This window comes from Hydrogenobacter subterraneus (assembly GCF_055390195.1).
This window is the reverse complement of record NZ_AP042473.1, coordinates 518,336-536,542: the sequence shown is the minus strand read 5'-3', so window position 1 is coordinate 536,542 and position 18,207 is coordinate 518,336. Positions and strand designations below refer to the sequence as shown.

The 18,207-nt window shown below is 43.2% G+C and carries 22 protein-coding genes and 1 pseudogene; 9 read left to right on the top strand and 14 right to left on the bottom strand.

Annotated elements, in window-relative coordinates:
- Positions 1–14: 14 nt before the first annotated feature.
- Genes tmk through ACZ5GB_RS03035 form a run of 3 tightly spaced genes read right to left on the bottom strand, consistent with a single transcriptional unit; the run spans position 15 to position 1,623 of the window.
- A complete protein-coding gene (gene tmk / locus ACZ5GB_RS03045; RefSeq protein ID WP_464327507.1) occupies positions 15–614 on the bottom strand; it encodes a dTMP kinase in 600 nt (199 codons plus the stop codon).
- A complete protein-coding gene (locus ACZ5GB_RS03040) occupies positions 605–904 on the bottom strand; it encodes an alanine racemase (RefSeq protein ID WP_464327814.1) in 300 nt (99 codons plus the stop codon). The genes tmk and ACZ5GB_RS03040 overlap by 10 nt, the downstream gene beginning before the upstream one ends.
- A complete protein-coding gene (locus ACZ5GB_RS03035) occupies positions 901–1,623 on the bottom strand; it encodes an alanine racemase (RefSeq protein WP_464327506.1) in 723 nt (240 codons plus the stop codon). The genes ACZ5GB_RS03040 and ACZ5GB_RS03035 overlap by 4 nt, the downstream gene beginning before the upstream one ends.
- A 380-nt stretch (positions 1,624–2,003) precedes the next feature.
- On the opposite strand from ACZ5GB_RS03035, the gene acs reads away from it, so the two are divergent.
- The 6 genes and pseudogenes from acs to ACZ5GB_RS03005 all read left to right on the top strand — a co-directional run bounded on the left by acs (position 2,004) and on the right by ACZ5GB_RS03005 (position 9,786).
- Complete coding sequence (acs, locus tag ACZ5GB_RS03030; RefSeq protein ID WP_464327505.1) at positions 2,004–3,896, top strand: acetate--CoA ligase; 1,893 nt, start codon at positions 2,004–2,006, stop codon at positions 3,894–3,896.
- A gap of 167 nt (positions 3,897–4,063) precedes the next feature.
- Positions 4,064–5,432 (top strand): annotated as a pseudogene (thiC, locus tag ACZ5GB_RS03025) (phosphomethylpyrimidine synthase ThiC).
- 89 nt (positions 5,433–5,521) lie between these two features.
- Complete coding sequence (locus tag ACZ5GB_RS03020) at positions 5,522–6,268, top strand: DUF2334 domain-containing protein (protein WP_464327504.1); 747 nt, start codon at positions 5,522–5,524, stop codon at positions 6,266–6,268.
- Positions 6,195–8,441: a glycosyltransferase gene (locus tag ACZ5GB_RS03015; RefSeq protein ID WP_464327503.1), complete on the top strand. Its 2,247-nt coding sequence runs from the start codon at positions 6,195–6,197 to the stop codon at positions 8,439–8,441. The genes ACZ5GB_RS03020 and ACZ5GB_RS03015 overlap by 74 nt, the downstream gene beginning before the upstream one ends.
- Entirely contained in the window at positions 8,428–9,543 is a 1,116-nt protein-coding gene (locus ACZ5GB_RS03010) for a glycosyltransferase (protein ID WP_464327502.1), read from the top strand. The genes ACZ5GB_RS03015 and ACZ5GB_RS03010 overlap by 14 nt, the downstream gene beginning before the upstream one ends.
- A gap of 36 nt (positions 9,544–9,579) precedes the next feature.
- On the top strand, positions 9,580–9,786 hold the full coding sequence (locus ACZ5GB_RS03005; protein WP_464327501.1) for a hypothetical protein: 207 nt from the start codon (positions 9,580–9,582) through the stop codon (positions 9,784–9,786).
- Positions 9,787–9,986: 200 nt separating this feature from the next.
- Here the strand turns inward: ACZ5GB_RS03005 and ACZ5GB_RS03000 are convergent, their stop codons facing one another.
- The 9 genes from ACZ5GB_RS03000 to ACZ5GB_RS02960 are packed head-to-tail and all read right to left on the bottom strand — an operon-like array spanning position 9,987 to position 15,942.
- Entirely contained in the window at positions 9,987–11,501 is a 1,515-nt protein-coding gene (locus ACZ5GB_RS03000; RefSeq protein WP_464326441.1) for an RNA-guided endonuclease InsQ/TnpB family protein, read from the bottom strand.
- On the bottom strand, positions 11,488–12,090 hold the full coding sequence (locus ACZ5GB_RS02995; RefSeq protein ID WP_464326442.1) for an IS607 family transposase: 603 nt from the start codon (positions 12,088–12,090) through the stop codon (positions 11,488–11,490). Before ACZ5GB_RS02995 ends, ACZ5GB_RS03000 begins: the two co-directional genes overlap by 14 nt.
- Positions 12,091–12,141: 51 nt before the next feature.
- Positions 12,142–12,456 carry a hypothetical protein gene (locus tag ACZ5GB_RS02990; RefSeq protein ID WP_464327500.1) on the bottom strand — a complete coding sequence of 105 codons (315 nt, stop codon included), beginning with the start codon at positions 12,454–12,456 and terminating at the stop codon, positions 12,142–12,144.
- Positions 12,422–12,679, bottom strand: coding sequence for a hypothetical protein (locus tag ACZ5GB_RS02985; protein WP_464327499.1), 258 nt, complete (start codon positions 12,677–12,679; stop codon positions 12,422–12,424). The genes ACZ5GB_RS02990 and ACZ5GB_RS02985 overlap by 35 nt, the downstream gene beginning before the upstream one ends.
- Entirely contained in the window at positions 12,676–12,948 is a 273-nt protein-coding gene (locus ACZ5GB_RS02980; RefSeq protein ID WP_464327498.1) for a hypothetical protein, read from the bottom strand. The genes ACZ5GB_RS02985 and ACZ5GB_RS02980 overlap by 4 nt, the downstream gene beginning before the upstream one ends.
- A 5-nt stretch (positions 12,949–12,953) precedes the next feature.
- Positions 12,954–15,029, bottom strand: coding sequence for a heavy metal translocating P-type ATPase (locus ACZ5GB_RS02975; RefSeq protein ID WP_464327497.1), 2,076 nt, complete (start codon positions 15,027–15,029; stop codon positions 12,954–12,956).
- Positions 15,026–15,232 (bottom strand): hypothetical protein, encoded by a 207-nt coding sequence (locus ACZ5GB_RS02970; RefSeq protein WP_464327496.1) that lies wholly within the window; start codon positions 15,230–15,232, stop codon positions 15,026–15,028. Before ACZ5GB_RS02970 ends, ACZ5GB_RS02975 begins: the two co-directional genes overlap by 4 nt.
- A 12-nt stretch (positions 15,233–15,244) precedes the next feature.
- Positions 15,245–15,559 carry a hypothetical protein gene (locus ACZ5GB_RS02965; RefSeq protein WP_464327495.1) on the bottom strand — a complete coding sequence of 105 codons (315 nt, stop codon included), beginning with the start codon at positions 15,557–15,559 and terminating at the stop codon, positions 15,245–15,247.
- Positions 15,560–15,570: 11 nt separating this feature from the next.
- Positions 15,571–15,942 (bottom strand): hypothetical protein, encoded by a 372-nt coding sequence (locus ACZ5GB_RS02960; protein ID WP_464327494.1) that lies wholly within the window; start codon positions 15,940–15,942, stop codon positions 15,571–15,573.
- Between the two features lie 76 nt (positions 15,943–16,018).
- Between ACZ5GB_RS02960 and panC the strand changes: the two genes are divergently transcribed.
- The 3 genes from panC to nusB are packed head-to-tail and all read left to right on the top strand — an operon-like array spanning position 16,019 to position 17,746.
- Complete coding sequence (gene panC / locus ACZ5GB_RS02955; RefSeq protein ID WP_464327493.1) at positions 16,019–16,879, top strand: pantoate--beta-alanine ligase; 861 nt, start codon at positions 16,019–16,021, stop codon at positions 16,877–16,879.
- A complete protein-coding gene (gene ribH / locus ACZ5GB_RS02950) occupies positions 16,866–17,327 on the top strand; it encodes a 6,7-dimethyl-8-ribityllumazine synthase (RefSeq protein WP_464327492.1) in 462 nt (153 codons plus the stop codon). The genes panC and ribH overlap by 14 nt, the downstream gene beginning before the upstream one ends.
- A complete protein-coding gene (nusB, locus tag ACZ5GB_RS02945; protein ID WP_464327491.1) occupies positions 17,327–17,746 on the top strand; it encodes a transcription antitermination factor NusB in 420 nt (139 codons plus the stop codon). The genes ribH and nusB overlap by 1 nt, the downstream gene beginning before the upstream one ends.
- On the opposite strand, the gene ACZ5GB_RS02940 is transcribed toward nusB, so the two are convergent.
- A complete protein-coding gene (locus ACZ5GB_RS02940; RefSeq protein WP_464327490.1) occupies positions 17,743–17,940 on the bottom strand; it encodes a twin-arginine translocase TatA/TatE family subunit in 198 nt (65 codons plus the stop codon). The two genes, nusB and ACZ5GB_RS02940, sit on opposite strands and share 4 nt — an antisense overlap.
- The gene (gene tatA / locus ACZ5GB_RS02935; protein ID WP_464327489.1) at positions 17,937–18,113 is read right to left on the bottom strand and encodes a twin-arginine translocase TatA/TatE family subunit; all 177 of its coding nucleotides are present in this window, start codon (positions 18,111–18,113) and stop codon (positions 17,937–17,939) included. Before tatA ends, ACZ5GB_RS02940 begins: the two co-directional genes overlap by 4 nt.
- Positions 18,114–18,207: the final 94 nt, after the last annotated feature.

Genomic DNA, 18,207 nt, shown 5'->3' with positions numbered 1-18,207 from the left:
ACCTCCAAGATAGATTATAAATCAAGCCCAAACCTCTCTTTTAAAACCTTTAAAACATCCATAAAAACCTCTTCCTCACTCCTTGTTCCATCCAGCATAACTATCCTATCCTTTTGCTCGTGGGCTATAAGTATGTAAGCATCCCTCACACGTCTTAGATAATCCCCGTCCTCAAAGCGTGTTCTTTTTCCCTTTATCCTTTCCAAGGCTACCTCCAAAGGCACATTTAGCAAAAAGGTAATATCTGGCTTTCTTCCCCTTGTGGCTATGTGGTTTAGGATGTTTACCGTGCCAAGGTTTATCTCCCTTCCATAGCCCTGGTAGGCCATTGTGGAATCTATAAACCTATCCACTATCACCACCTTACCATTCCTTAGGTCTGGAAGTATCTTCTCCCACACAAGGCTGGACCTTGCGCACTCAAAAAGCAAAAGCTCTGTGGTTGGGTCTGTTTCAAAGCCAAGGATAAGCTCCCTTATCTTTTCGGCCAACTCTGTAGAGCCAGGGTCCCTATAAAGGGATACCTTATAGCCAAGGCCTTTGAGGTGTTCATAAAGCCTTTTTGCCTGCGTGGTCTTTCCAGAGCCGTCAATGCCTTCAAAAGTTATGAGCATACTTGCCTCCTTATCCTTGAGGATAGATTTGTCATAAGCTCATAAGGTATGGTTCCCGCCAGCTTGGCAAGGTCTGTAAAGCTTTGATTTTCTCCCACAATTTCCACCCAGTCTCCCACCTTTGCCTCTGTGCCAGTTAGGTCCACCATGGTCATGTCCATGGTGATGTTGCCAAGTATCTTTATAGGCTTTCCTTGATAATAAAGGTATGCCTTGTTTGAAAGGCTTTTCATAAGACCGTCCGCATAGCCAAAGGCCACTACCCCAACCCTTGTGGGCTTCTCTGTTATATAGGTCCTTGAGTAGGATATGGGAAAGCCTGCGGAAGGTCCTTTATGGATATTATCCTTGCCTTTAGCTCAATGGCTCTCTTTAGCTCAATGGGATAGTCCTGCATGGGTTTTTCTCCATAAAGGGCAAGGCCTACCCTTATATGGGTTGTAAAGGGTATTCTGTAGACCACTCCCGCTGAGCTTTCCATGTGTATGTATCTGAGGTTGGAATATCTTTTAACTATCTTCTCAAACTTCTCTATCTGAAGAGAGGAAAAATCCCTGTCAAGGGGGCTTGAAAGGTGGCTAAGGACGCCTTCTACCCTTTCATCCTCCACAAGCTCCTCCAAAAAGCCAAGCCTTCCCATGCCTGTATCATACTTTACCTGTATGGGTACGTTTAGGCCCTCAAGGGCCTTAAGATGTTCCCAATGGGAAACCACCGGAGTAAGGTTGTATTCTAAAAAGGCTTTGGCCTCGCCCTTTAGAACACCACCAAGCACCAATATTTTCTTTTTTATGCCAGCTCTTCTTAATTCTATTCCCTCTTCCACACAGGCTACAGCAAAGGCTGAAACCTCATCAAAATTTTCAAGGATGGAGCTAACATATATGGCTCCTATTCCGTAGGCATTGGCCTTTACTACAGCAATAATCGGCTTCCCAGTATACCTAAGAAGATTGACAAGGTTTTCTTTAATATTTTGGCTCCTTATGCTAAGCACTGCCCTGTACATTCTTAATTATTCTAAAGCTTTTAAGCGGGTTTTTCATGCACAGGCTAAAACCATCCGCATATCTTATTAGTTCTATTTAAATGCCCTATCAACGGCCTATATGTTCTTGGTTTTTAATATATAGCAATATAACAAGGGAATTTATACGCTTTTAAAACAGGAGATAAAGTCTGCTTTAAGCAAGCCTTACTTAGACTACGTATACCAAAAAGAATGCTTTATATGCAAAAGCAATACGGCAGTGTTTTGGACTGTATGCCATCCTTTCAACTTTTCTTGTCAAAAATATATAGTTTTTATCATACATTTTTGAAATTTTACAATATTTTACAAATTTAGGTTATACTTTTTTACATAAAACAACCGTAGGAGGTGTAAACATGGAAATAAGGGAAGAGGTCCATTTAAAGGTGGAGGAAAAGTACAATCCACCAGCCCACATAGTAGAAAGAGCATGGATAAAGGATTATGAAAGCCTTTACAAGGAATCTATAAGCGACAGGGAAGGCTTTTGGGCAAAGGTAGCAGAGGAACTTCACTGGTTTAAAAAGTGGGATAAGGTCCTTGAATGGAACTATCCTTATGCCAAGTGGTTTGTAAATGCAAAGACCAATATAACCTATAATTGCTTAGACAGGCACGTGCAAAACGGAAAACGCAATAAGGTGGCTTACATATTTGTGGATGAAGACAATAGGGAAAAGAAGATAACCTACGGGGAGCTTTTGGAGCTTGTAAACCGAATAGCCAACGGCCTTAAGTCCCTTGGTGTAAAGAAGGGTGATAGGGTATCCATATACATGCCCAATACCATAGAGGCCATAGCGTGCATGCTTGCCTGCGCAAGGATTGGTGCCATACACAGCGTAGTCTTTGCAGGCTTTAGCGAAGGCGCCCTTAGGCTTAGAATTGAAGATGCAAAGGCTAAGGTAGTAATTACTGCCAGCTATACCAAGAGAAGGGGTAAAAAGATAGACCTATTTGCCACAGCCCAAAGGGCCATAGATGGATTGGGATTTGTGGAAAAGGTTATAGTATGGGACAGAGATGGGGATGTGTTAAACGGCTCTGGTGGCCTATTTGTAAGCCTTGATGAGCTTATAAAAAACAGTTCTCCCGAATGTGAGCCTACGGTTATGGATGCGGAGGACCCGCTATTTATACTTTACACTTCTGGCACTACCGGCAAGCCTAAGGGAGTGCTTCATACCACCGGAGGATACATGGTAGGCACCTACTTTACTACCAAGATAACCTTTGACCTTCATGAGGATGATATATACTGGTGCACTGCCGATATAGGATGGATAACCGGACATAGCTACATAGTTTATGGTCCTCTTGCCTGCGGTGCCACATCGGTTATAACGGAAGGCGCACCCGATTATCCAGACCCCGGAAGATGGTGGAGCTATGTAGAAAAGTATAGGGTGAACGTCTTTTACACTGCGCCCACTGCCATAAGGATGTTCATGAGGTATGGCGAGCAGTGGCCAGCCAAGTATGACCTGTCCTCTTTAAGAATACTAGGCTCGGTGGGTGAGCCTATAAACCCGGAAGCATGGCATTGGTACTATAAGCATATAGGAAGGGAAAATTGTGTTATTGTAGATACTTGGTGGCAAACAGAAACGGGCATGCACATGATAACCACCATACCCTCTTACCCCGCAAAGCCCGGAAAGGCAGGAAAGCCTTACTTTGGAATAGAAGTGGCTGTTGTGGATAGCAGCGGGAAAGAGCTACCACCCAACACAGTTGGAAACCTTGTTATAAAAACGCCATGGCCATCCATGCTTAGAACATGCTGGGGAGAACCAGACAGGTACGAAAAATACTGGAACACCATACCAGGTTATTACTTTGCTGGAGACCTTGCCACCTACGATGAAGAGGGATACATAATGATACTTGGCCGTGCGGACGATGTGCTTAATGTGGCGGGCCATAGGATAGGAACGATGGAAGTGGAAAGCGCCATAGTGGACCATCCTGCAGTGGCAGAAGCGGCGGTAATAGGCAAGCCTCATGAGATAAAGGGAGAGTCCATAAAGGCTTTTGTAATACTCAAAAAGGGCGTAGAACCCACAGAACATCTAAAGGAAGAGATAAAACAGCATGTCAAACAGATACTCGGCGCCATAGCGGTGCCAGATGAGATAGAATTTGTGGAAAAGCTTCCTAAGACAAGAAGCGGTAAGATTATGAGAAGGGTCCTAAAGGCTCAAGAGCTTGGCCTTCCTGTAGGAGATATATCCACCTTAGAGGATTAATCACTGGGGGCCTGCGCCCCCATTCAACTTTTTATACTCAATAAGCATTTTTGAATTACAAGCACACTATAGTGGTATTAAAAACGCAAAACTGCAAAAAATCATATTGAAAATTCACAGGGTAGGAAAGATATTTATAAAGCCAAATCCTTTAAAGGAGGTTTTGCATGTTAAGGGCTGAGTGGGTAGAAAGGAGAAAGGGCTTTAAAAATAAAAGCCAGATGCACCTTGCCAGGCAGGGCATAATTACGGAGGAAATGCGATATGTGGCCAAAAGGGAAGGCCTCCATCCAGAGTTTGTACGTCAAGAGGTGGCAAGGGGTAGGATGATCATCCCAGCCAACATAAACCACCTGCATCTTGAGCCTATGTGTATTGGTATAAACTCAAGGGTAAAGGTCAATGCCAACATAGGAAATTCTGGCCTTGCAAGCGATATACCAACGGAAGTGGAAAAGGCAAAGGTAGCCATAAAGTATGGTGCGGATACCATAATGGACCTATCCACTGGAGAGGCAATAAAAGAAACAAGAGAAGCCATAATAAAGGTCAGCACTGTGCCTGTGGGAACGGTACCCATATACGAGGCCCTAAGAAGGGCAAAAGGTAATGTAAAAAATATGACGGTGGACCTAATACTGGACGTGATAGAAGAACAAGCCCAGCAAGGCGTTTCTTACATGACCATACATGCGGGCGTTTTAAAGGAGTTCTTGCCTCTTGTCCAACACAGGGTTATGGGTATAGTCTCCCGTGGCGGTGCCATAATGGCCCAATGGATGATGGAACATGGAAAGCAAAACCCCCTCTATGAACACTTTGACAAGATATGCGAAATATTCAAAAAGTATGATGTGAGCTTTTCTCTTGGAGATGGCCTAAGACCTGGAGCCATTGCGGACGCCTCCGATGAGGCCCAGCTGGCGGAGCTAAAAGTTTTGGGAGAACTGACAGAGAGGGCATGGAGGCATGATGTGCAGGTGATGGTGGAAGGACCGGGCCATGTGCCTATGGACCAGATAGAGTTCAATATGAAGATTCAGCAAAAGGTATGCCATGAGGCACCCTTCTATGTGCTTGGTCCCCTTGTTATAGATGTGGCGCCCGGCTGATGACCATATAGCCTCCGCCATAGGCGCTGCCATGGCTGGTTGGTATGGCGCTGCCATGCTATGCTATGTAACACCCAAAGAGCACCTTGGTCTTCCAAACATAGAAGACGTAAAGCAAGGAGTTATAGCATATAAGATAGCCGCCCATGCGGCCGATGTGGCCAAAAACTGGCCCGGTGCAAGGGATTGGGACCTGGAGATGTCAAAGGCTCGCTTTGCTTTTGATTGGAACAGGCAGTTTGAGCTTGCCATTGACCCAGAGACGGCAAGGGCATACCACGATGAGACCCTACCACAGGAAGGCTACAAGAGTGCCAAGTTCTGCTCCATGTGTGGGCCAGAGTTCTGCGCTTACAAAATCTCTCAAAACGTATCCTCCAAAATGGAGGAAATGCTACAACTTGACAACTGGATAGCACCATAAACTTCCCTTTGGGGGCCTTGCCCCCATCTTAACCAAATCTTAACCAAAGCTTAAAGAAATCTTAACCTTTCCCTCCTATCCTTATACTCATGAGCTTGTTCCTTTTAGAACTTCACGACGTTAGCCCTTACTACAGGAAGGAGTTTTTTAAGGCCCTTGACCTTCTGGAGGAGGTGGGATTGGATGGATTCTCCCTCCTTATAGTGCCTTACTTTTGGGAGAGGGCACCCTTGGGGGAGGATAAGGATTTTGTCTCATTTATAAAAAGCCTACCTGCAGAGGTGGTGCTTCATGGCTATACGCACAAAGGAAGCAGAAGGTTTAGCGACCTTCTTTGGACGGATGGGGAGGGGGAGTTTGGGGGGCTTGACCTAATAAGCACCTATGAAAAGGTGTATTTAGCCCTTGAGCTTATGGACTATCTTGGTATAAAAACAGAGTTCTTTGTCCCTCCCGCATGGATAGGAAATCCTTACCTTGATGACGTGCTGTATTCTTTGGGCTTTAGGGCTGTGGCCTACAGGTGGTATATAAAGGACCTAAGCACGGAAAAGATTATAAAGTCGCCGGCGATAAGCTTTAGCAATAGGCATCTTTTCTCTTGGTTTAGCCTTATGCTTGTGCCAGAGCTTGAAAGGCTATACAAAAAACACAAACTCTTGAGGCTTGCCATACATATGGCAGACCTTAGGGACGAAAGGAAAATACTTCTTTGGAAGGAAATACTTAACAAGTTCAAAGAAAGAAGGAGGTGTGTGAGCTATGGGGAACTTTTTGGCAAAAGCGGACCTTCACCTTCATTCAAAGGCCTCCAACCTGCCGGGAGGCTGGTTTAGCAGGCTAATAGGCTGTCCTGAGAGCTTTACAGAACCTATGGAGATATACAAAAGGCTAAAAGAAAGGGGCATGAGCTTTATAACCATAACGGACCACAATACCATAGAGGGAGTATTGGAGATAGCCCACCTTCCCGAGGTCTTTATAAGCTGTGAATACACGGTGGAGTTTCCGGAGGACAAAAGGAAGGTGCACGTGCTTGTCTATGGCCTGAGTGAAAAGGATCACCAAGAGCTTACAAAATTAAGAGAGAATATCTTTGACTTTGTAAAATACCTAAAAGAAAGAAGGCTTGCCCACTCCCTTGCGCACCCACTATACTCTGTGGAAAGATCCAAGCTTGACAAAAGCTTTGTGGAAAAGCTGGTGCTTCTTTTTGACAACTGGGAGGTAATAAACGGCACAAGGGGGGAAGGTGTTAGATATGTGGAAGAGGCTATAGCAAGAGCTTACGATGGATGGGACAGGATATACCAATTGGCTGAAAAACACAGAGTAGAGCCTCAAAGGATAAGGGAAAGGATAAGCTTTACGGCGGGGTCAGATGACCACGGTGGTATGGATGTGGGAAGAACATGGACTGCAGTGGAAGGAGCAACAAGCAAGGAAGAGTTTTTGAAGGGTCTGTGGGAAGGGAAAACTCAAGTGGGGACGGAAGACCTTGGAGAACAAAGGCTTTTGAACATGATAGGAAGGGTGGGCTATGATTTTCTAAAGCGCAAAAACTACATTCCATCTGAGATAAAGCCTTTGACAGACTATATCTTTATGCACTCCGACAACCCCACCGTAGGCTTTCTTATAAGGAATTTTTTGGGCATAAGGGCAGAAAGGACAGATATGTTGAAAGAGGTTATGAAGGCTTTGCCTTCTCTTGCCTTGGAAAGGCTTATAAAGAGCCCCTCACCGCAAACCATTGGGGAGCTGTGCCTGTCCCTCGTGGCTCATGGCTTCCCCGCCTTTTTAAAGTATGCCCAAAGAAGGGAAGAGGAAAAGATAAAAGAGCTTGGAAAAGAGTTTGGTATTACAAAAACAAGGCCACCAAAGGTGGCATACATAACAGACACTTACCACCATATAAACGGCGTTGCAAGAAGCGCTAAGCTCATAAGGCAGATAGCCATGGAGGAAGACCTGCCCTTTACAGTCCTTATATCCAGCTCAAGCATAAGGGAAGAGGAAGGCCTCATAAACCTAAGGCCTTTGGTGGAAATTCCCACACCCTTTTATGAGGAGCTTAAGATGGGCCTTCCCAACTTCCTTGACCTTGTGGACCTCTTAGAAAAAGAAGGCTTTACGCAGGTTCATATAGCCACGCCGGGGCCTTTGGGCCTTTTGGGCCTTTTGGCAGGGAAGATTTTGGGCCTTAGAATAACCTTTGCCTTCCACACAGACATACCCACCTATGCAAGGACCTATACAGGAGACCCAGACTTGGAAGAACTCCTTTGGAAGGCCTTTGTGTTTATAGGAAATATGTCCCACAAGTTCTTTGTGCCTTCTGAATACTATAAAAAGGTCTTTGTAAATAATGGGCTAAGCTACGGAAAGATAGGTATATTTAAAAGGGGTGTGGACACAGACCTCTTCTCACCGGACAAAAGGGAAGATGGCTTTTGGGCAAGAAGGCTTGGCATAAAGAAACATCAAAGGGTCATACTCTATGTGGGAAGAGTCTCAAAGGAAAAAGGCTTGGATAACTTTTTGTATGTGGCAAAGTGTTTCCCGGAAGACACCTTTGTAATAGTGGGCGATGGCCCATATAGAAAGGAAATAGAGGCCAAAAGGCCAAAAAATGTACATCTTACCGGCTATATGGTGGGTGAAGAGCTTGCAAAGGCCTACGCCAGCTCCGATGTCTTTCTCTTCCCTTCCGAGACGGAGACCTACGGTCAGGTGGTGCTTGAAGCCATGGCAAGCGGTCTTCCTGTTATAGTTAGCTCTAAGGGTGCTTCCCATGAGCATGTACAAGAGGGTGTAAACGGCTTTATAGCCACAAGGCCAGAGGAGTATGTGGAAGCTCTATCTTTGCTCCTTTCTAACGAAAACCTAAGGAGAAGTATGGCCCAAGAGGCCCTATACAGCGCCAGAAGGCTTGATTTGAGAAAAAGCTATATAGATTACATGCTTGCCATAGCAGGCCTTGGGAGGTTAGTGTATGAAGTTGATTGATATAACACCCTATTTTCATAGCAAGAGTGGTGGCATAAAAAGGTATCTTTTGGAAAAGGCAAAGTTTTTACGGGATAAGGACATAGAACATGTGATCATAATACCAGGCAAAAAAAGGAGGGAATACTACATAGAGTCCTCCAAAGTATATGAACTTCCTTCCTTTCCCCTTCCACTCACGGGAGGCTATAGGTTCTTTTCCTCTTTGAATGAGATAAAAGAGATACTCAAAGAAGAAGGCCCAGAGGTGGTGGAGCTTGGCGGAACCTACCAGCCCATCCCTTTTTTAAAGTCGGAAGGCTACCTTCTTAGCGTTTTTTATCACTCGGATGTAAGGACGGACCTTTCCCTTCTTCCTGCACCGAACAAGCTAAGGAAAAGGCTTTTGGAACACACCATAAAGAAAAGGCTATCAAAGGCAGACCTCATCATCACCCCGTCAAAAAGGCAAGAAGAATTCTTAAGAAGCTTTGGGCTTGAAAAGGTTATCACCATAAACTTGGGTGTGGATACAAACATCTTCAACCCAAACAAAAGAAACCCTTACTTTGAAAAGGCCCTTGGTGTAGAAAAGGACAAGTTCAAAATAGTCTATGTGGGAAGGCTTTCCCCAGAAAAGAACGTAGGGCTTTTACTTGAGGTCTTTCAACATCTTGACCCCACTCTCTTTCATCTTATAGTGGTAGGAGATGGACCCCTAAGAAAGAGGGTGGAAAATCTCTCCAAGAAGCTTCCAAACTTAACCTACCTTGGATATATAGAAGATGAGAAGGAGCTTGCCCAGATTTATGCCAGCTGTGATATATTCCTTAGCGCCTCTCTTGGAGAGACCTATGGTCTTTCCTTCCTTGAGGCGCAAGCCTGCGGATGCCTCCTTGTGGCCTTTGATATGGGTCTTGAGACACAACCCTTTAAGGAGTTTTTGGCAAAGGAGAAAAGCCCGGATGCGCTTTACGACGCCATAGTAAAAGCATGCCATTCTTTAAACCTTAGTATGAGAGAAAGAATAAGCTCTTATATTGCGCAAAACTTCTCTTGGAAATCCACCTTTGAAAAACTAATAAACCTTTACGCCGGCTCTCTTGCGGGTGCTTGTTCTTAACCAAATCTTAACAATTTTTCTTTAAATTATTTTTTTATGAAAGACAGAATAGAAGATTTATTGAGGGAGATTGAAAGGGAAAAAGCTTCTTACAACAGGCTTCTTAAAAAGGGTGAAAAGGTAAGAAGGCGTGAGAGAGATACCTTTTTAACAGAAAAGGACAGGACCATCCTTATAGAATCTTTTGTAGTTGGTGGCCTTATAGAAAACCTTATAACAAAGGCTATAAATAGAATCTTTTAACACTTGGTAAGGAATCCATTCGCCGTATACCATGCCCTTGTTTGTCTCATTTATTTTTAGCAAAAAGTGATAGTGGCCTCACGTTGCTTAATACATTTCTCACTCAAGGTATGTTGCAGATAATTATAAAAACCTCTAAAACACTTTCTCTATAGCACTTAAAACCCTTTTATAGTTTCCAGGTATAGAAAAACCAGATTTTAAGTTTCAAACGTATTCAAATAACCTGGTTTTTCCATCCACCCTGCAGGGAATGATGTTCCCTGCCTACTACTCCCTATCCGTAAGGACTCAGGAGATACTTTGTAAAACAAATCAATCAATTTAAGTCTTACAGGATTGCAAAGCTTTATAAAGAAAGTTTTAAGATTTTCGTAAAATCTAAGTCTCAGGAGCTTGGCTCCTACTCTAATAATATTCACAGCTCCTACTAAGTCTGCGTGAAATACTTTATTTAAAACTTTATCTTTAAATATATTTCCATCTCTTTTTCCTTGACATATTTCTTTATTTTTTGTCTCTTTTACTTCAAATATATTAGCTAACGGTGATGTTTTAGATGTATAACTCTCATCAACCTCTATAACTTCCATTCCATACTCATAAGCTTTGTACTCTATTAACTCTATTAACCTTCTAAAAGGAATAGATACAAACTCTTGATTAGTTTTCTTTCCTAAGTCTATGCCGTTTTTACTTTCAATTGCATTTTTTCCTATGTAGATGGTTTTATGTCCTGTTTCACGGAGTAAATCAACCAGTTTCCTTGCTATTTTGTGAAAGTTGTTATCAAGCCACCTCTTTCTGTAGGAAGATAAAGATTTCATCTTTAATTCTAATTCATGAATCTTCTTAGTAGCAACTTCGTTTTCAATAAAACCTTTCTTGATAGAGTTTCTTAAGTTATCTATTTCAGCTCTAAGTTTTGACATTTCTTTGTTAAACCACTGATTGAAAGCTTTTATTTCTTTTCCTGATACTATAAAACTTTTTAACTCTGGATTTTCACTCACGACAGAAAGGAGTTCATTTAATCCTATATCTATTCCTGCTCTGTATTCTCCTTCTGGCTGTTCTACTTTTAAAGGATACTCATAAACAACATCTACATAGAGGTCGTCGCCAAAGAGTTTTATTCTTACTGAAGAAATTTTATAAGGGAAATCTTTAGGTAATTTAACTTTAAGATACTTATTGTTTTTGAGCCTGATTATTATTTTATCTCCTTCTTGCTTAAAAGTGTTAACATTTCCTTCTACAGAAAAGTTCATAAGGTATTTAAGTTTTTTAGCTTTAGGTGGTTTTGGCATTTCTTTGAACTTTTCAGGATTGGTTTTAAAGCTTTCAAGAGATTTAAAAAAGCTTTTAAAGTCTTTTATAGTCTGACGGATGATGTATTGGATGTAGCAAGGATTATCTACTTTCTCTTTTTGATTTTTAAGTTTTATAAGTAGGTCTGCTAATTCAGGATTACTTTCTATATTTTTTAAGACCTTTTCAAACTCTTCTTTGTATTTACCTGTATAGTTTTTTGCAACAAGGCCATAAAGAATAGACTGGTTTAGTAAATGTTCTTTATAAAGCGTATAATATTTTCTGACAAGAATTATAAGTATGTTTCTAAAGTGAGCAAGGTCTAAAAGTAGAGTTCTTACTTTTCTTTTTCTTTCTTTTCCCCCTATTCTTATGGTAAGAACTCTTTTACCTGAGAACATCTTCTACCGCCTTTCTGAGTTTTCTTCTGTTTGAATAATATTTCATGGAAAATGAATGTAGCAGAGTGATGATTTCTTCAATTATTTCTTCAACATCTTTCTTCTCGCTCGTATAGTCATTTATCACCACTATCTGGGTTCCAAATCTTGAAAAGAGGTTTTCAAAGAAATTAAACCCTGTTCTCGTAAGTCTGTCCCTGTAGGTTATCACCACTCTCTCTATGCGATAACTGAGAACCTCGTTTAAGAGAGTTTGGAAGTCTTTTCTTGCATCAAAATTAAGAGCTGAAGCTATGTCCTTATAAACTCCATCTATTTTCCAGCCTCTTGTAATACAAAAACTCTTGGCAAGCTCTATCTGGTTAATTAAATCCTGTTTCTGTTTTGGAGTGGAAACTCTCGCATAAATGATAGTTTTTCTGTACGGGGACTTTCCTGTAGTTTCTAAAAGGTACTTGTAAACACTATCTTCGTCATATTCATATCTGCCATTTGGCAAACGAGTTGCTTTTATTTTTCCCTCCTTCCTGAGTCTTCTTAAAGTACTCCGGGATATTCTTAAAATCTCCATCACTTCATATGATTTCATACAATTAAAGTAATCATTTGACTGCATTTTGTCAAGAGTTGCTAAAAAATTTTAGTCATATATCTTTACCCTTCCCTCAAGGATATACCTCAAAAGCCTTGAAGGCTTCTCAATAACTCTAATAAGGTCCTTGTAGTTCAAAACTATTCTGTCTTCCACTTGCGGTGGCTTTGAGGTGTGGCTTATGCCCTCTTGGCTTATAAGAAAGTGTTCCAACTGTCCGTTGGGAAGCTCTACCGTTAGAAGTATGGGGCTTTTTAGCTCTCTTAGGGCTTGGCCATGCTCTTCTTGTAGGTGGTGTGCCAGTAGCTTTAGCTCTCTAAGGTAGTCTTCAGTATTCGCTTTCAATGTGTATGATCCTCTCATCCCTTGATAGCCTCCCTATTATGTCCTCAAGCACCTCAAAGGCCTTCTCCTCTGTGGAATAGATGCCAAGGACAGCAGGAAGGAGAGGCTGGCTCATGTAGGCCACCACCTTATAAACCAGCCTCTTTTTACCTTCCACCTCTATCTTTGCCTCTTCCACCGAAAGGGATATAACGTGAAGAGTATTAAGATACCTTCCACTTCTTGTCCTCAAAAAGTTCATGCCTCTTCCTTCTTTTCCTCCTCTTTGAGGGCCTTTTTGGCACCCTCTACTGCACCTTCCACCGAGTATCTGACCACCCTCAGGGCCTTCTCTCCTATCTCCGCCGTAGTTTTAACTATCTCCTTGCTAACCTCCATTACCTTGGATAGGGCTTCCGTAGGCAACTCCCTTAGGCTCTTCTCTTCCGCCATTCCAAGCTTTTTCTTTAGCTCTTCCAGCTCTGCCTTGATCTTTTCAAGCTCTTGGGCCAAATCCTTTTTTTCTTCCATGACTTTCACCTCCTTTTGATTGAATATAATCCTAAAAGCAAAGTAGCACCGTTGTTTATAAGGGTTGAGACCGATGGGCCAATAAGCCCAAGGGCTGAACCCAAAAGGCCAGCAGTGTTTATAAGGTTGTTCAGTCTATAGACTTTTTTAAGCCTTTCCATAGTCTCTTGGGCTATATCCACCACATCCAGTAGATGCCAAAGGCTATCTCCTATAACAATGTCTGCCACCTCTATGGCTATGTCTGTGCCACTCCGTAGAGATACACCCACGTCTGCAGAAGTCAAAGCGGGAGAATCGTTCACACCATCACCCACAAAGGCCACAACTCTGCCTTGACTTTTGAGCTTCTCCACCACCTTTGCCTTTTCCGCGGGAAATACCCTTGCATAAAACTCCTCTATGCCCAGCTCCCTCGCCATGTGGCTTGCAATGCCCTCGTTGTCTCCAGTGCAAAGCACCACCCTTTTACCCCTCCTTTTTAGCTCAGCCACCACATCCTTTGCCTCTTCTCTGAGAGGGTCCCTAAAGGTAAGAAGGCCCACTATCCTTTTGTCTTTCACAAGGTATAGAACGGACTTTGCCTCCGAGTGAAACTTATCCACAAGGCCTTTTATCTCTTGGCTTATCCTTATCCTTTTACTCTGCATAAAGCGAGTGCTTCCAAGCATAAACTTTTGGCCCTCAATTTCTCCCTCAATTCCAAGGCCTATGTGGTATTTGGAGTTTTCCCTTGGCAAAAGCCTAAGGCCCCTTTCCTCCGCCAGTCTAACTATGGCCCTTGCCACAGGGTGGGTAATTCTTTGCTCCAAAGAGGCAGAGTAAAGAAGCACATCCTCTTCCGACATTTCTAATCCTACCACATCCTCCACCTTGGGATGGCCTACCGTTAGGGTGCCCGTCTTGTCCATCACAAAGGTATCCACCTTTGAAAGGGTCTCCAGCTTTCCACCGCTCTTTATGAGTATGCCATGAGTTGAGGCCTTGGCTATTCCAGACAGCACGTTGAGAGGGGTGGTAAGGTGTATGCCCGTGTGGTAGTCTATGATAAGAGTGGAGGTAAGCCTTCCTATGTTTCCGCTAAGCATATAGGAGGAAAGGCCAATACCTATGGTGGGCAATACCATCCTGTTTGCCCACTCTTCTGCCATCCTTTGCACCCTTATGGGTTCTTTTATGCTCTCTTCCACAATCTTTGCGATCTTTGCCACAACCGTGTTTTCTCCCACCTCCTCCACTCTTACATAGAGCTTTCCATCCTCCACAAAGGTGCCCGCATAGACCTTGTCTCCCACCTTTTTATGCACAGGGTTTGACTCTCCCGTAAGGCTTGCCTGGTTTACCAAGGCATCACCCTCTTCCACCACGCCGTCCACCGGTATCTTTTCACCCGCATACACTACAATAAGCTCTCCCTTTTTAAGGTCCAAGGCCTTTACCCTTATGGCTTGGCCATCACCCACAACCAGCCACGCCATATCCTCCTTGTAAGAGAAAAGCCTTTCAATCTTTTCATAGGCCTTTCTTTCAACCCTTTCGGAGAGGTAGTCTCCAAGAGAAAGAAGGAATACCATGGTATGGGCTGAAAGGGGACTTCCCGTAAGGCTTGCCAGCACTATGGCAGAAGAGTCAAGGAAATGGACATCAAGCCTTCTTTCTCTTAGAGAACTTAAAGCCTTGTCAAAGATAGGCTTGGAAAGAAGTAAGGTCATGCCGGCCAGCAATGGATTTGGAAGGATGCTTCTAAAAAGGTAAGGGATAAAGCCAAAAGAGGTAAGCACAAGCCACCTTAAAGCTCCCTTTTCTTCCTTTTGCACCTTTGGCCTTTCCCTTGAGAGGTCCTCAAGGAACACATCCCTTGGCGTGTTTTCTATGTGGTTTAAAAAGTCTATTAGGTCAAAGCTGTCTGGGTCATACTCAAGGGTAAGCCTTCCCGATGCTTTGGAGTATTTTACCCTCCTTACTCCGCCAAACCTTGAAAAGTAGGACCTTAATGTTTCTTCTGGATGGTGAAGGTATTGGAAAAGGTAAGAAGTTAGCCTTATTCTTCCCTGTGATAGCCTCTCTATCTTGTAGCTCATTGTCCTTCTGTCTTTTCTTCCTTTAGCTTTAGCTCAAGGGCCTTTACCATAGCTTCAATCTCCCTTTGCGTCTCCTCAAGCCTTTTCTTTTCTCTTGCCCTGTCAAGCATATAAAGGGCAAGCACTCCAAGGCCAAAGCCAAGGGCAAAGCTAAAGGGACCGGAGCATACAATCCTGCCAAGTATGGACCCTATTTGGTTCATCCTTCTACCTCCTTACAGTCTTTCTTTTATTCTCTGCAATATCTCCTGCTGTTTCTGGAGTATCTCCAGCTTTTTCTCCACCTCAAGCCTGTAGAGGTGCTTGGCCTCTGAGACCACATCCTCCCAAAACTCCTTACCCTCCTCCAGATTTCCTGTGAGCCACTGCTGGAAGGCTATAACTTCCTTTGTAGCAGATACAAGTAGTGGCCTTGAGTCCTTCATTACCTTGCTGAGGACCACAAGGCCTGCAAGGGCGCCAAAGCCGTATAGCATCATGTTGGTGGATAGGCATCCACCTATGGTAGTAGGAAGGCTAAAATTTAGCATCCTTTACCTCCTTATAGCTTTGTTTTTAAATAGGGGACCAAAAGCATACTGCAAAGGGCAAAGGAAATAAGGCCCGCACCCCAGCCAAGGAAAGCAAGGCTCACGACAAGCTTCACTCCAGGGTGTTTTAAAAGGTGCTGAAGGTAGAAATGTATATCTTCCTTCTCCAGCCTTTGAACCGGTTTATGCTTTATGTTCTCAACAAGGTAGTGGAAAAAGCTCCCTTCTTTGAACCTTACAAGAAGGGTTTTTGTGTTTTCTTTGTATTCCACCCCCATAACCCCCTCCATCCCGCCCATACCACGCAAGAAAAGGTCCCTCTCCTCTACGCTTGAAAAGTAAAGCCTCGCTTCACCTTGCCTCAGAGAAACATACTCAATCATAGGCAAACATTGTAGCAAGCTATTGTTAAGATTTGGTTAAGAGGAATTGTGTTATAATTACTTAACCTGTGAAGCCATGCCAACGCTCTTTAGAAAGATAAAGGAGATAAGGAACTACATAAGGTCTGTTAAGTGTGAGAACAAGCATACTATAGGCTTTGTTCCTACCATGGGCTATCTGCACGAAGGCCACAGAGAACTAATAAAAAGGTCAAAGATACAAAACGACATTACCATAGTGAGCATATACGTAAATCCGCTTCAATTTGGGCAAGGTGAAGACTTTGACAGATACCCAAGGGACCTTGAGAGGGATATAAGCATATGCGAAGAGGAAGGCGTAGATGTTGTCTTTGCACCCCTTGACGAGGAGATGTACCCAGAAAAGCCTCTCATAAACATAGAGATAAAAGGCCTCACAGACATACTGGAAGGGCAGTTTAGACCGGGACACTTTAACGGCGTTTGCACTGTAGTTCTTAAGCTCTTCAACATAATACAGCCAGACAGGGCCTACTTTGGTGAAAAGGACTACCAACAGCTAAAGGTAGTAGAAAGGCTTGTAAAGGACCTTAGCATCCCCGTAGAGATAGTGCCAGTGCCTACGGTAAGAGACAAGGATGGCCTTGCCCTTAGCTCAAGGAATACATACCTAAGGCCAGAGGAAAGAGAATCTGCCCTCTCTCTATATAGGTCCTTTTTGCTTGCGGAAAAGCTCCTTAGAAACGGAAACAAGGATGCCCAGACTCTTAAGGAAGCTATCAGAGAGTTTATAACAAGGCATCCACATGTGAGAAAGATTGATTATGTGGAGATAACCGATGAGAACCTAAGGCCCGTGCAAGAGGTAAAGGAGGGTGATAGAATACTCCTTGCTGTGTGGATTGGAAATACAAGGCTCATAGACAACTGGAGGATAGGAGATGCAGAACTTTGAAGGCCTTTTAAAGGCGGAAGGTTTTAGCTTTGGTATAGTTGCCAGCAGGTTTAATCACCTTCTTGTAGACAGGCTAATAGAAGGTGCCATAGATTGCCTTGTAAGGCATGGAGCTTCAAGAGAAAGCATCTATCTTGTAAGAGTGCCGGGTTCTTGGGAGCTACCAATTGCGGTAAAGGAGCTAATAAACAAAAGAAAGGTGGACGGTGTGGTAGCCCTTGGCGTTCTCATAAGAGGGCAAACGCCTCACTTTGATTATATAGCCAGTGAGGTAGCAAAGGGCTTAGCATTGGTAAGCTTGGAAACTGGCAAGCCGGTTAGCTTTGGGGTCATAACTGCGGACACACTTGAACAGGCCATAGAGAGGGCTGGAACAAAGCAAGGAAACAAAGGCTGGGAAGCTGCCCTCTCTGTTATTGAAATGGTAAACCTCCTGAGAAATCTTTAATGATATACAAGCCACAAGCAAGGAAGGACGCCTTTTTAGTCCTTTATCAATGGGATATGAAAGGAGAGCCTATAGAATCACTCATAGAAGAATACATATCCGCCAACAACATATCCCTCCAAGATAGAAGAAGGTATATGAGAAAGTTGGTAAGGACCTTCATGGAACATTCAGTAGAAATAGACAAGCTCATAGCCGAGTATTCGGAGAAATGGGACATAGATAGGGTAGGTTTTATAGAAAGAAATATACTTAGGATAGCCATAGCCGAACTTTTGTATATTTCAGCAAAGAACCCCAAAATTACTATATCTGACTACATAAAATTGGCCCAAAAGTATGCAGGGAAAAACTGCGCAAGGTTTGTCAATGGTATACTGGGGAGAGTATTGAGGGAGAAGTTGGGCATACAGGATTAGGGCTTTTCCTTTTCTTTTATCTCTTGACCATTTACCTCCTTTACCTTTTCTTCCTCTCCAGATATAGCCTTTTTGAAGTTTCTTATACCTTCACCCAAAGCTCTACCTACCTCGGGGAGTTTACCAGCACCAAAAAGCACAAACACCACAAAGAGTATAAGAAGTATCTCGGTAAAGGAAAAGTGGGGAATCATGCCTGCTCCTTCTTCTCGGGCCTTTTCTCCTCCTCTTCTCCAGAGAGGGCCTTTTTGAAGTTTCTTATGCCTTCACCAAGCCCCTTACCAAATTCAGGCAACTTTGAAGCTCCAAAAATAACAAGCACAACCAAAAGTATAAGTATCAACTGCCAAGGTAACGGGAAATGCATCTTTTACCTCCTTTCAATAAATTATAACCCTACCCCTTGACATAGGCAAGGTTATGGACTATGATTATAGGTAGGCAAGTAAGGAAAGGGAGGG

What these genes read in the sequence shown, in the direction of transcription:
- tmk (WP_464327507.1), bottom strand. Translation starts at nt 614, where the DNA reads ATGCTCATAACTTTTGAAGGCATTGACGGCTCTGGAAAGACCACGCAG.
- ACZ5GB_RS03035 (WP_464327506.1), bottom strand. Translation starts at nt 1,623, where the DNA reads ATGTACAGGGCAGTGCTTAGCATAAGGAGCCAAAATATTAAAGAAAAC.
- acs (WP_464327505.1), top strand. Translation starts at nt 2,004, where the DNA reads ATGGAAATAAGGGAAGAGGTCCATTTAAAGGTGGAGGAAAAGTACAAT.
- ACZ5GB_RS03020 (WP_464327504.1), top strand. Translation starts at nt 5,522, where the DNA reads ATGAGCTTGTTCCTTTTAGAACTTCACGACGTTAGCCCTTACTACAGG.
- ACZ5GB_RS03015 (WP_464327503.1), top strand. Translation starts at nt 6,195, where the DNA reads ATGGGGAACTTTTTGGCAAAAGCGGACCTTCACCTTCATTCAAAGGCC.
- ACZ5GB_RS03010 (WP_464327502.1), top strand. Translation starts at nt 8,428, where the DNA reads ATGAAGTTGATTGATATAACACCCTATTTTCATAGCAAGAGTGGTGGC.
- ACZ5GB_RS03005 (WP_464327501.1), top strand. Translation starts at nt 9,580, where the DNA reads ATGAAAGACAGAATAGAAGATTTATTGAGGGAGATTGAAAGGGAAAAA.
- ACZ5GB_RS03000 (WP_464326441.1), bottom strand. Translation starts at nt 11,501, where the DNA reads ATGTTCTCAGGTAAAAGAGTTCTTACCATAAGAATAGGGGGAAAAGAA.
- ACZ5GB_RS02995 (WP_464326442.1), bottom strand. Translation starts at nt 12,090, where the DNA reads ATGAAATCATATGAAGTGATGGAGATTTTAAGAATATCCCGGAGTACT.
- ACZ5GB_RS02990 (WP_464327500.1), bottom strand. Translation starts at nt 12,456, where the DNA reads ATGAGAGGATCATACACATTGAAAGCGAATACTGAAGACTACCTTAGA.
- ACZ5GB_RS02985 (WP_464327499.1), bottom strand. Translation starts at nt 12,679, where the DNA reads ATGAACTTTTTGAGGACAAGAAGTGGAAGGTATCTTAATACTCTTCAC.
- ACZ5GB_RS02980 (WP_464327498.1), bottom strand. Translation starts at nt 12,948, where the DNA reads ATGGAAGAAAAAAAGGATTTGGCCCAAGAGCTTGAAAAGATCAAGGCA.
- ACZ5GB_RS02975 (WP_464327497.1), bottom strand. Translation starts at nt 15,029, where the DNA reads ATGAGCTACAAGATAGAGAGGCTATCACAGGGAAGAATAAGGCTAACT.
- ACZ5GB_RS02970 (WP_464327496.1), bottom strand. Translation starts at nt 15,232, where the DNA reads ATGAACCAAATAGGGTCCATACTTGGCAGGATTGTATGCTCCGGTCCC.
- ACZ5GB_RS02965 (WP_464327495.1), bottom strand. Translation starts at nt 15,559, where the DNA reads ATGCTAAATTTTAGCCTTCCTACTACCATAGGTGGATGCCTATCCACC.
- ACZ5GB_RS02960 (WP_464327494.1), bottom strand. Translation starts at nt 15,942, where the DNA reads ATGATTGAGTATGTTTCTCTGAGGCAAGGTGAAGCGAGGCTTTACTTT.
- panC (WP_464327493.1), top strand. Translation starts at nt 16,019, where the DNA reads ATGCCAACGCTCTTTAGAAAGATAAAGGAGATAAGGAACTACATAAGG.
- ribH (WP_464327492.1), top strand. Translation starts at nt 16,866, where the DNA reads ATGCAGAACTTTGAAGGCCTTTTAAAGGCGGAAGGTTTTAGCTTTGGT.
- nusB (WP_464327491.1), top strand. Translation starts at nt 17,327, where the DNA reads ATGATATACAAGCCACAAGCAAGGAAGGACGCCTTTTTAGTCCTTTAT.
- ACZ5GB_RS02940 (WP_464327490.1), bottom strand. Translation starts at nt 17,940, where the DNA reads ATGATTCCCCACTTTTCCTTTACCGAGATACTTCTTATACTCTTTGTG.
- tatA (WP_464327489.1), bottom strand. Translation starts at nt 18,113, where the DNA reads ATGCATTTCCCGTTACCTTGGCAGTTGATACTTATACTTTTGGTTGTG.